Raw genomic sequence first — 11,666 nt, forward strand, 5'->3', positions numbered from 1 at the left:
CCAACCTCAAACCGAGCGAGGATCGTTGAATCCATTAAAACAAATCATCAAAGAGACTGAGCTGGTTGTCTTCTGGCATATTGCCAAGGATTCCCATCTCGTCCATCTTTTCTACCAAGGTTGAGGAGACGCCACCACGTTTGCGTAACTCTGTTTTAGAGAGGAATTCTCCTTCTTTGCGAGCTCGCACAATCTGCTTGGCTACGTTCTCTCCCAATCCATCCATGGCGACAAATGGCGGGATAAGGGTGTCTCCATCGATAATGAATTCCGTCGCATCACTGCGATAGAGGTCTAGCTTCCCAAACTTGAAGCCACGCTCCCACATCTCATTGACAATTTCAAGGGTGGTGTAGAGGTCAATCTCCACATTGGAAGCTTCGTTGTTCTTACGTTTTTCAGCAATCTCCTTCATCCGCGCTTTCACAGCTTCTAGGCCTGCGCCCATGGTCTTGATATCAAAGGCCTTGGCCCGAATCGAGAAGTAAGCACAGTAATAGTAGAGAGGGTGGTGCACTTTGAAGTAAGCCACCCGCAGGGCCATCATAACGTAGGCAGCCGCATGGGCTTTAGGGAACATGTACTTGATTTTTCCACAAGACTCGATGTACCATTCTGGGACATTGTTAGCCTTCATGGCCTCGATATAGCCATTGCGCTCTTCTTCAGAAATCTTAAGCCACATACCTTTCCGCACCCGCTCCATGATGGTAAAGGCCATCTTGGGTTCGAGTCCTGCGTGCATGAGGTAAACCATGATGTCGTCCCGACATCCGATAACGGTTGATAGGTCCGCAATTCCTGCCTTGATCAAGTCTTGGGCATTTCCCAACCATACATCGGTACCGTGAGACAAACCAGAAAGCTGGAGCAACTCGGCAAAAGTCGTCGGATGGGTTTCATCCACCATGCCTCGAACAAAGTTGGTCCCAAACTCTGGAATTCCCAGCATACCGGTCGAGGTACCGATTTGCTCTGGCGTGACTCCTAGGATATCGGTCCCTGAGAAGAGGGCCATAACCCCTGGATCATCCATAGGAATATCATTTGGATCAATGCCTGACAAGTCTTGAAGCTTCCGAATCATGGTCGGATCATCGTGTCCCAGGACATCGAGCTTGAGGACGTTCTCATCGATATCGTGGAAGTTAAAGTGGGTTGTCTGCCATTCGGCGGTCACGTCATCAGCCGGGTACTGCACAGGAGTGAAGTCATAGACGTCCATATAGTTTGGAATAACAACGATTCCCCCTGGGTGCTGACCAGTCGTCCGTTTGACCCCAGCGGCTCCTTGGGCTAGACGTTCTACCTCTGCATCCCGGTAGTACTTGCCATAATCTCGCTCATAGCCCTTGACAAAGCCATAGGCGGTCTTGGCAGCCACGGTACCAACCGTTCCTGCCCGGAAGGCATATTCTTCCCCAAAGATATCGCGAACATCCAAGTGGGCGCTCGGCTGGTCTTCCCCTGAGAAGTTCAAATCGATATCGGGTACCTTGTCCCCATCAAAACCAAGGAAGGTTTCAAAGGGAATATCCTGTCCATTTTTGCTGAGCTTGTGGCCACAGTTTGGGCAGTCTTTATTAGGCATATCAAATCCTGAACCGTAAGAACCATCCGTGATAAACTCACTGTACTGGCATTGACCACAGACATAGTGAGGAGAAAGAGGATTAACCTCGGTAATCCCGATCATGGTCGCCACAAAGCTGGATCCAACAGACCCACGGGAACCAACCAAATAGCCTCGTTCGTTGGAACGATGCACCAAGAGTTGGGAAGCCAGATAGATCACGGCGAAGCCATTCCCAAGGATAGAGGTCAACTCTTTTTCAATCCGTAGATCGACAATATCAGGTAGCGGATTGCCATAGATTTCAAAGGCCTTCTGATAGGTCAATTCGGCAACTGTTTCTTCAGCCTTGTCGATAAATGGCGTATAGAGGTCACCCTTGACCACTTCAACGGGTTCGAAGATTTCTGCCAGTGCGTTGGTATTTTCAATGACCAATTTTCGTGCCAAATCTTCCCCTAGAAAGGCAAATTCATCCAGCATTTCATTGGTTGTACGGAAATGAGCTTTTGGCAGGGGTGCTGGTTGAGCATTTTCTCCATGACCGATCGTCCGGTTGATCATAGCCCCTTGCCCAAGACTACGGACAATAATTTCCCGATAAATCTCTTCTTCAGGCTCAAGGTAGTGGACATTTCCTGTCGCTAGGACCGGTTTGCCAAGGCGATCTCCCACCTCAATCAAGCTCTTGATGATGGTCTGGAGCTCCTCCATATCCTTGACCTGCTCTTTGGCAATGAGGGGCGCATAGATGGCTGGAGGCATCACCTCAATAAAGTCATAATACTTAGCTACTTCGACTGCTGCGTCAACTCCTTGAGAGACAACCGCATCAAAGACCTCTCCTTCAGAACAAGCCGATCCCAGGATCAAGCCTTCTCGATGGGCATCTAAAACTGTCCGCGGAATCCGAGGAACACCCTCAAAATATTGAGTATTGGAAAGAGAGACCAATTTGAACATGTTTTTCAAGCCGGTCTGGTTCTTGACATAGATGGTTGCGTGTTTGACCCGTGCCTTTTTATAGGAATCTGGACTAATTAGATCCACATTCAACTTGGCTAGATTGGTCACGCCATGTTTTTCTGCGACATCCTTGATAAAGATAAAGAGCAAGCGACCCGTCGCTTCCGCGTCATAGTTGGCCATGTGGTGGTGCTCCAAGGCAACGCCGAAGCGCTTGGTCAAGGGACCCAAACCATGACGCTTGTACTCTGGATAAAGGTTACGCGCGAACTCTAACGTATCAATCACTGGCTGAGTGATTTTGGGAAGGCCATGACGCTCATAGTTGGCATTCATGAAACCCACGTCAAAGGTGGCATTATGGGCAACCAAAACCGCATCCTGACAGAATTCCTGGAACTCCTCCAAGACCTGTTTCAAAGGTTTGGCATTTCGAACATGGTCATCGGTAATGCCTGTCAGATCCGTTGTAAAGGCAGAAATGGGGTGTCCTGGATTGATGAACTCATCGAATTCAGCAATGATATTCCCCTTATGCATTTTAGATGCGGCAACCTGAATCAGATCATTGTAAATCGCTGAGAGTCCCGTCGTTTCCACGTCAAAAACCACATAGGTTGCTTCATGAAGATCTAGATCAACTTCATTGTAGGTAATCGGCACACGGTCTTCGACAATATTGGCTTCCATCCCATAGATGAGTTGGATACCAGCCTTTTTAGCTGCCTTATAGCCATGAGGGAAGGACTGAACATTTCCATGGTCTGTGATAGCCACTGCTTTGTGACCCCATTTGGCTGCTTTTGCGACTAGCTCCTCTACCTCAGGCAGGGCATCCATGGTTGACATATTGGTATGGGCATGGAACTCGACCCGACGCTCACCTTCTGGCATCAGATCCTTGCGCTCGTAGTGGACCACTTCTTGGACATCCTGGACATTCATGGTCAAATCGCGTGTGAAGTTATTGACCTCGATATTCCCACGGACCCGCAACCAAGAATTTTTCTTGATCATATCAAACTTCTGAGCTTCTTCTTCGTTTTTAGCCCATTTTTGGAGCGAAAAACTAGAAGTATAGTCGGTCATCTTGAAATTGATCAAGACCCGACCTGTCCGAGTCACCTTTTGCTCAACATCAAAGACCACTCCTTCAAAGACAATGCGGTTCTCTTCTGTCGTGATATCAATCATAGGAGTGATCTCTGCCTTATCCAGCTTAGGCTTGGCCGCGGCCTTTTTGGCCTTGAAATCAAAGGCTGGTTTTTCCTCTGCTGGTGGTGGAGCCATTTGAGACAAGGACTCCATGGCCCGCAAGGTTTCTTCATTAGCTGCTTGGAAGATTTGATCCTTCTCAGCCTCGAAGGCTTGATGGAGTTCTTCTGTCAACTGGTCATCCGCCTCAACCCGACACTGGAAATGAGGAAAACCAAACTTGGTCAATTGACTAGCAAGATTAGGCAGATGGTTTTTCCGGTGGTGCTCCGTATCCACAGATGAAGGGCCACTAATGATCAACTCTTCTCCTTGAGAGCGGACTTGTAGGTGCTGATACATGCTCTTAAAACCCTGACTCGCACAGGGACCATCTTCAAAAGCCTCCTGATAATAGGCTTGCAAGAGCTCCTCACTAAAAGTTGGATTCTTCACATGAATCTCAAACACCGCTCGATTTCCTGTCTTTGAAAACTCCTCAGCCAAGCAGTTTTTGAGCTCCTGAAAAATCGTGATGGGAAGAATTTCGGCAAAAACAAAACGAAATTCCCAAACACGACTGAGCTTATGGACGATGACCTCTTGGATTTCAGCCCCTTTAAAAGCGTCTGATTCACGCATTTCCAAAGGCATTCCCAACTGATTCATTAAGATTTCAAACTTGTTTGACATGATATATCCCCGTACAGTAGTGACCCTATTTTACCATAAATCAGACCGTTTTTCGACAGAAAAAGAATGGGGCCAGGTGCAAGCTCCTACACAATTAGCGAGTCATTTTTCACGGGGCTCAGTTATGATATAATAGAACAGAATATTTATTAAAAGGAGCCTTCACTGTGAAGAAATTTTTACTTGCCAGTGCCTGTCTGCTGACCCTGACGGCCTGTAGCACGCCTAGTCAGAATCAGCTAGAAAACAAACTCAAGCAAACTCAGAGTCAACAGAAAGCCAAAGAAGAAAAGGTGAAGACGAAAACTTTTTCAAGGGCAGTAAGTGCTGATGTCGTCACTAAAATCAAAGTCTACTATCTAAAAGATAAGGTGACTGCTTTTTCTTTCATTCATGAAAAAGAGATCCCTGAAGAGGAAAAAGATAAAAGCCGTGAAGAGCTAGCTGACTATTATCAAGAAGACATGGAAAGCAGTCCCTACTTTGAAGCGATGAACAAAGCCAAAGGGATTGAGCTAAAAGTTCTAATTTCTGCAGATAAAAAAACGGTCCAGCAATTTGTCACATTTGATTTGGCCAAGATGGATGTAGATGAAGCGGCGGCAGCTTTGGGCGTGACAGACCAAAAGTGGACCCTCTTTGAAAAACTAAAAGATAAACCAGAAGACTTTTTTGAAGCTATCGAAGAGCAAGGTTTGACAGAAGAAAAATAAAGCTTTCTAATTCATTTTTGAATTTTTACCTATTCGCAATTTTCGTCTATTTTTTCATCCGAGTTCCTTACTCTAGTTCTATTTACTATAAATTTAAAGGAGTTTTTATGCGCCTCACTAAAAAAACAGTTCTGATTACTATCGCTTCTCTTGTCGTTTTAGTCCTATGTCTATGGGGAGGAAGTTTGTATCTCACTAGGCAAAATGCCCTGAAACGATTCGATGAAAGTTTTATTCACTATCAAGCAAAAAGTGATGACCATCAAACTTTTATTTCACAAGACATCAACCGAAAAGAAGTCTACAATTTATCCTATTCTCCTACTAAAGAAACTATTGCCATAACGAAAACAATTAAAAAAGGTGATATCTATTCTTCTGATTACCTTTACGGACCAACGACAGTCTATGATATCAAACAAACCGCTGATCGCTATACAATCATCACTTCAGGACATCCCATCGTCGTCGACTTTGGAACGACATCAGTCAAGGTAACTTATAACAAAGACAGTTTTGAAATACCATACTCTGAGTTGTCTTTTGGAGAGTCTTTCCCTAGCGAAGATAACTAAATCGCTACTTTTCTAGATTACCAGTCTAGAACACTGAACTAACCAAGCTATTCGCTATGGTTAGTTTTTTTTGCAAAAAATTGTTTTTAACCTATTCAGCTCGAGGCTAAATTCTTCCCAATAGCAATAATCCTCTTAGCGCTTTGGAAGATCAGGCTTACACGTTTCTTCAGTAAAAGAAAACTGCCAGGTAAACCTGGCAGTTTAGCTTATTTATTTAAAATGGAAAGTGTTTCAAGCAGGTTGTCTGCATGCACTTCAATCGTATCGCCTGAAGCTTTGATTTTCACTTCTACAATACCGTCAGCCGCTTTCTTCCCAACAGTGATGCGGATTGGCAAACCAATCAAGTCACTATCGCTAAATTTAACACCAGCACGTTCGTTACGGTCGTCTACCAAGACTTCGTAACCAGACTGGATCAATTGATCTTCAATCTTGCTTGTCAATTCAAGAGAAGCTTCATCCTTGACATTGACTGGAATCAAGTGCACATCAAACGGCGCCAATTCTTTAGGGAAGTTGATGCCCCAAGCGTAACGGTATTCACCTTTTGGAGTCTTGTTAACAAAGAGGCGAGCGTGTTGCTCCATAACGGCTGAAAGAAGACGACTGACACCGATACCGTAGCAACCCATGATGATTGGCACAGCACGGCCATTTTCGTCCAAAACATCTGCCCCCATACTTGCTGAGTAACGAGTTCCAAGTTTGAAGATGTGACCAATTTCGATCCCACGCGCAAAGTTAAGAACGCCTTGTCCGTCTGGTGAGATTTCACCCTCACGCACTTCACGGATATCAACATATTCCGCAGTGAAGTCACGACCTGGGTTGACACCCGTCAAGTGGTAGCCATCTTCGTTGGCACCGACAACAGCATTACGGCTATCTTGCACCTTGCGGTCAGCAATAATCTTAACATTTTCTGGAAGATTGACTGGGCCAAGAGATCCAAAGTCCGCTCCCAATAATTCTTTCACTTCGGCCTCGGTTGCAGGTTCCAAGAAGTCTGCTCCAAGGTGGTTTTTCAATTTGACTTCATTGAGCTGGTCATTGCCAACGAGTAAGGCCACAACTGGCTCCTCGTCTGCGATATAAACCAAAGTCTTGATAGTTTGCTCTTCAGAGATATTCAAGAAGGCTGCGACTTCATCAATCGATTTGACACCCGGCGTTTCCACGCGAGCCACTTCTTCTTCCGTCACAACACGGTTGCTTGGTTTGTAGGCGTTGGTTGCCATTTCCAAGTTGGCCGCATAGCTTGACTCACTTGAGTAGGCAATGGTGTCTTCACCAGAAACCATCCATTTGAGCAATTCTGCCTTGATTTCTTCTTGCACTTCTGCAGGAATCTCGTCAAATGATGCAACAGACTTGTCTAACACCACCCAACGATCAAGGTCTGTACGAGTAGGGGTGATGGCCATAAATTCTTGGCTATCTTTACCACCCATGGCTCCACCGTCACCGATAATGGCTTTAAAGTCCAAGCCACTACGAGTGAAAATACGCTCGTAGGCTGCCTTGTACTCATCATAAGTTACATCCAAACTATCATAGTTAGCATGGAAGCTATAGCCGTCTTTCATAATGAATTCACGCGTACGAAGAAGTCCATTACGTGGACGTTTTTCGTCACGGTACTTAGGTTGGATTTGGTACAAGTTAAGCGGTAATTGCTTGTAAGACTTGACAGAATCACGGACAATGGCTGTGAAAGTTTCTTCATGAGTTGGACCCAAGATAAAGTCTGACTTCTCACGATTTTTTAGTTTATAAAGGTCTTCACCGTAAGTTTCATAACGGCCAGATTCACGCCAAAGGTCCGCACTGAGAAGAGCAGGAGCCAACATCTCAACTGCACCAATCTTATCAAATTCTTGGCGCATGATCTTCTTAGCTTTTTCGATCACACGGTTAGCAAGTGGCAGGTAAGAATAAACACCTGCTGATACTTGACGAACATAACCAGCACGGAGCATCAAAGCGTGGCTGATGACCTGCGCATCACTTGGCATTTCGCGAAGTGTTGGAATAAGCATTTTACTTTGTTTCATTCAGATTCATTCCTTTTCTATTTCAAAAATAATTTCATAATATCGTTCCAAGTAACGGCAATCATCAAGATAACCATGACCGCCACTCCAGCAAGGGTCAAGTAGGTCTCTACCTCCTGCTTGAGCGGTTTTCTACGAACCAGCTCGATCAGATTGATCAAGATTTTTCCACCATCCAAGGCCGGAATGGGGATCAAGTTAAAGATTCCGATATTGATGGACAACATGGCCATCAGGGACAGGATAGCTGGAAGTCCTAGCTCCGCGGCTTGCGAACTCGCTTTGTAGATCGCTACCGGACCACCCAACTTGTTCAAACTAAAGTGGAAGAGGATATCCTTCAAGGCCGTTAAGATACGACTTGCTGTGTACCAAGTATCTGTCACACCTGACAGAAGCTTATCGAAAAAGCCCGTCTTGACAGCATTGGTCACACCGATATAATAGCGTCCACCATCTTCTTCTGGTTGGACCGTCGCTTTTTGAGTCTTCCCGTCTCGTTCATAGGTAATCGTTACTTCTGGATTTTTTCCTTGGTTACGGGTTGCCTTCTGGACAGAATCTGTCAACTCATCCCAGTTGGAAACCTTATATTCATTGATCTGAACGATCTGGTCATTGTCTTTTAGACCAGCCTTAGCCACTACTCCTTGAGGAACAACCTGAACATGATTGCTATAGTAGTCCACTGCTCCTCCTCGCATAAAGGCTAGAAGAGAGTAGACGACAATGCTCAAGATAAAGTTGTTCATGGGACCAGCAAAGTTGGTAATGAGTCGTCCCCAGATACTAGCATTTTGATACTGCACATCTAGAGGAGCAATCCGTACTTCTGTCCCATCTTCCTCAACGATGGTCGCATCATGGTGGACAGGATAGGTCTTGGTCTCTTCGATGACGATTCCTGTGATTTCAAGTTTATCCTCAAAATCAAAATCTGTGACATTCATGGGAAGAGCTGTCTGATCGATATTTTTCCCAGAAAGGTTGATCCGAACAACTGTTCCCTCAGGGTTCAAAGTTAGACTGACAGGCGTTCCTGTCTTAATCTCTGTCGTATCTTCGCCCCATCCTGCCATTCGGACATAGCCTCCCAATGGAAGGATTCGAATAGTATAGGCTGTTCCGTCTTTGCCTACATGGGCAAAAATCTTTGGCCCCATCCCAATCGCAAACTCGCGAACAAGGATGCCTGATTTCTTTGCAAAATAGAAATGGCCGAACTCATGTACCAGGACAATGACGCCAAAAATGATAATAAAGGCAATAAATTGCATACACGCTCCTTCGTTTTATCTGATGATGGGATGATTTCTGTTTAAAACAGACCAAAGAATAGCATCAATGGGAAAACAAAAATCAAGCTATCAAATCGATCCAAGACACCACCATGACCAGGAATAAAACGGCCAGAGTCTTTCACTCCAAAATGGCGCTTGATGGCACTTTCAACTAGGTCACCAAACTGAGCTGCTATGCTGAAAAGAATGGTAAAGAGAATCATGGTCATCCAACCGTAATCCCCCGCAACGGTGCGATCTAGCATCATAAAGATCATCGTCACAACGATAGCACAAGCGATCCCGCCTAGACTTCCTTCAACAGTCTTGTTAGGTGATACTCTTGGCAAGAGTTTTTTCTTACCGAACTGGCTCCCAATAAAGTAGGCCCCTGAATCCGTAGCCCAAACAATAAAGAGGGCCAAAAGAATCTTATCTACACCTGCTAAGCGTGCTTGAATCAAGGCATGGAAACCAAAGCCAACATAAAAACTTGAAGCAATCGGATAGACAACCTCGTCATAGGTATAGCCTTGCGCCAAGACAGTCGTCCCCATCAATAACAAGACCAAAAGGCCATAGGCGATGAAATTGCCACCTGCTGGCAAGAAGGGAAGGTAACTCTCTAAAGGCAGCGCCAACACAAGAGCTGCTAGCATGGCCAAGGCTCCCTCGATGGTTTCAGTCTGCAGGCCTTTCATCTTCAGCAATTCATGAACACCCAACATAGCGATGAGTCCCACTACAATCTGGAACACAAGGCCTCCCATAAGGACAACTGGGATAAAGAATGCTAGGGCGATTCCCCCAAAAATCACTCGCTTCTGTAAATCTTTTCTCATCTATTTCTCTCCTATACACCACCAAAACGTCGATGACGATGGCTGTATTCTTCTATTGCATCATGCAAGGCCTTTTCTCCAAAGTCAGGCCACATCACATCGGTAAAGTAAAGCTCACTGTAAGCTGCTTGCCAAGGCAAAAAGTTGCTCAAGCGAAGCTCACCACTGGTCCGAATAATCAGGTCAGGATCTCGCAAGTCCTTGGGTAGACTACTGGTATACAGATAATTAGCGATGGTCTCTTCTGAAATATCACCCGGATTTAAGTGCGCATCGAGGACTTCTTGGGCAATTTGTTTGACTGCTTGGGTCAGTTCCGCCCGTCCTCCATAGTTCAAGGCAAAATTCAAAATCAAGCCTGTATTGGAGTGGGTTAACGCCTCTGCCTTTTCCAGAGCCTCTAAGGTTTCCTTCGGAAGACGAGAAACCTCGCCAATCATCTGGATCTTCACATTATTTCTATGAAGTTCTGGAACAAAGCGATCGTAAAATTCAACTGGAAGATTCATGATAAAGCTCACTTCCTGTTGAGGACGTGTCCAGTTTTCCGTTGAGAAAGCATAGACCGTTAGGGCTTGCACTCCCATCTCCTTGGCTGCGATGGTTACTTCTTGCAGAGCCTCCATACCGGCTTTGTGGCCAAAGACACGAGGTTGCATCCTTTTTTTGGCCCAACGACCGTTCCCATCCATGATGATTCCAATGTGCTTGGGCACTTCTAGGGGAACACTTAATTTTTCTTTCTTTTTAAAACGAAACATGTTTTTCTACCTATTTCACTGTTTTTATCGCTTCATTATATCATAAATCCGCTTAAAATGGCAGTCTAGCCCCTTTTCTAGGGGGCATCTAGCTAAAAATGAAAAAAGCGACCCTTTGATCGCTCTTTCTTATTATTCACCGTCGATGATAGAATCTGAGTCACCAGCGCCTTCAACTGCACCAGCTGTCACTCCTTCTGAAACTGGCAAAACTGTTTTAATAGCTGTCAATTCAAATGTGAGGTATACGCCATCCACATCCAAGACAACGGTTTTACGTTCAGTGTCTACTTCATCAACTGTTCCATACAAACCACCGATGGTAATCACTTCATACCCTTTTTGAAGCTTGTTCAAGCTTTCCATCCGTTTTTGGTATTGTTTCTTTTGGCTACGGCTCATGAAGAACATCATTCCGACCATTAGCGCAAGCATAAATAGCAAGGTTGTACCACTTTGCATACCGTTTCTCCTTTTTAAATCATATATGCTCTACTATAGCAAATTTTATAGGTATTTTCAATACGAACCCTTGATTTTCAAAAAATAAGTCCTTAGATGGAGGTGTCCAGCCACTATTCGATCCGGACAGCTTTTCTAGTGCTTTCTTTTTTACAAAAAGAAAAAACCATAAAAAATAGGTTTTTACTAATCGATTGTGATTCCATATTTTTCATGATTTTTATCATACCATTCAATCAACAACATAGCTGTTTGATAGGTAATGTTTTTAATTTTACTGGTTCCTTTTGTCAAGGTAGCTAGACTCATCTTACTAATATCTGTCTCCGTTGCTACTCTATAACTTGTCACCTTTCCATCCACCATCAATTGAACGACAGCTTCAACTTTCTTATAATCTTTTGTTGAATAAATATCAATTGGATTTTTCATAAAATCATCCTATCCCCTTAAATTTAGTCTTTTATATATTCCCCAATTGTCAAGTCAAGTGCAACAAAGTCATTCCTCTGATTAAGCGAGTGTTCTTCCAGCTGTTTGAGCTAGC

9 protein-coding genes are annotated in these 11,666 nt (G+C 44.6%); 2 read left to right on the plus strand and 7 right to left on the minus strand.

Features of this window, described 5'->3' with window-relative positions:
• Nucleotides 1-34: 34 nt before the first annotated feature.
• Nucleotides 35-4,426 carry a PolC-type DNA polymerase III gene (locus K1J10_RS05395; RefSeq protein ID WP_223356120.1) on the minus strand — a complete coding sequence of 1,464 codons (4,392 nt, stop codon included), beginning with the start codon at nucleotides 4,424-4,426 and terminating at the stop codon, nucleotides 35-37.
• Between the two features lie 167 nt (nucleotides 4,427-4,593).
• Here K1J10_RS05395 and K1J10_RS05400 point away from each other — a divergent pair, with 167 nt between their 5' ends.
• Both K1J10_RS05400 and K1J10_RS05405 read left to right on the plus strand, forming a co-directional pair.
• On the plus strand, nucleotides 4,594-5,139 hold the full coding sequence (locus K1J10_RS05400) for a DUF1307 domain-containing protein (protein ID WP_223356121.1): 546 nt from the start codon (nucleotides 4,594-4,596) through the stop codon (nucleotides 5,137-5,139).
• Between the two features lie 107 nt (nucleotides 5,140-5,246).
• The gene (locus K1J10_RS05405) at nucleotides 5,247-5,714 is read left to right on the plus strand and encodes a hypothetical protein (RefSeq protein ID WP_223356122.1); all 468 of its coding nucleotides are present in this window, start codon (nucleotides 5,247-5,249) and stop codon (nucleotides 5,712-5,714) included.
• A gap of 209 nt (nucleotides 5,715-5,923) precedes the next feature.
• Here K1J10_RS05405 and K1J10_RS05410 read toward each other — a convergent pair whose 3' ends face one another.
• The 6 genes from K1J10_RS05410 to K1J10_RS05435 all read right to left on the minus strand — a co-directional run bounded on the left by K1J10_RS05410 (nucleotide 5,924) and on the right by K1J10_RS05435 (nucleotide 11,551).
• Nucleotides 5,924-7,774: a proline--tRNA ligase gene (locus tag K1J10_RS05410; RefSeq protein WP_223356123.1), complete on the minus strand. Its 1,851-nt coding sequence runs from the start codon at nucleotides 7,772-7,774 to the stop codon at nucleotides 5,924-5,926.
• Between the two features lie 17 nt (nucleotides 7,775-7,791).
• Nucleotides 7,792-9,051 carry an RIP metalloprotease RseP gene (gene rseP, locus K1J10_RS05415; RefSeq protein ID WP_223356124.1) on the minus strand — a complete coding sequence of 420 codons (1,260 nt, stop codon included), beginning with the start codon at nucleotides 9,049-9,051 and terminating at the stop codon, nucleotides 7,792-7,794.
• 41 nt (nucleotides 9,052-9,092) lie between these two features.
• Nucleotides 9,093-9,896, minus strand: coding sequence for a phosphatidate cytidylyltransferase (locus tag K1J10_RS05420; RefSeq protein WP_156676710.1), 804 nt, complete (start codon nucleotides 9,894-9,896; stop codon nucleotides 9,093-9,095).
• 11 nt (nucleotides 9,897-9,907) lie between these two features.
• The gene (locus K1J10_RS05425) at nucleotides 9,908-10,657 is read right to left on the minus strand and encodes an isoprenyl transferase (RefSeq protein WP_048691553.1); all 750 of its coding nucleotides are present in this window, start codon (nucleotides 10,655-10,657) and stop codon (nucleotides 9,908-9,910) included.
• 132 nt (nucleotides 10,658-10,789) lie between these two features.
• Complete coding sequence (gene yajC / locus K1J10_RS05430; RefSeq protein WP_006595033.1) at nucleotides 10,790-11,119, minus strand: preprotein translocase subunit YajC; 330 nt, start codon at nucleotides 11,117-11,119, stop codon at nucleotides 10,790-10,792.
• 186 nt (nucleotides 11,120-11,305) lie between these two features.
• Nucleotides 11,306-11,551, minus strand: coding sequence for a hypothetical protein (locus K1J10_RS05435; protein WP_023022151.1), 246 nt, complete (start codon nucleotides 11,549-11,551; stop codon nucleotides 11,306-11,308).
• Between the last annotated feature and the right edge of the window lie 115 nt (nucleotides 11,552-11,666).

The organism is Streptococcus australis (assembly GCF_019930045.1).
GTDB lineage: Bacteria > Bacillota > Bacilli > Lactobacillales > Streptococcaceae > Streptococcus > Streptococcus australis_D.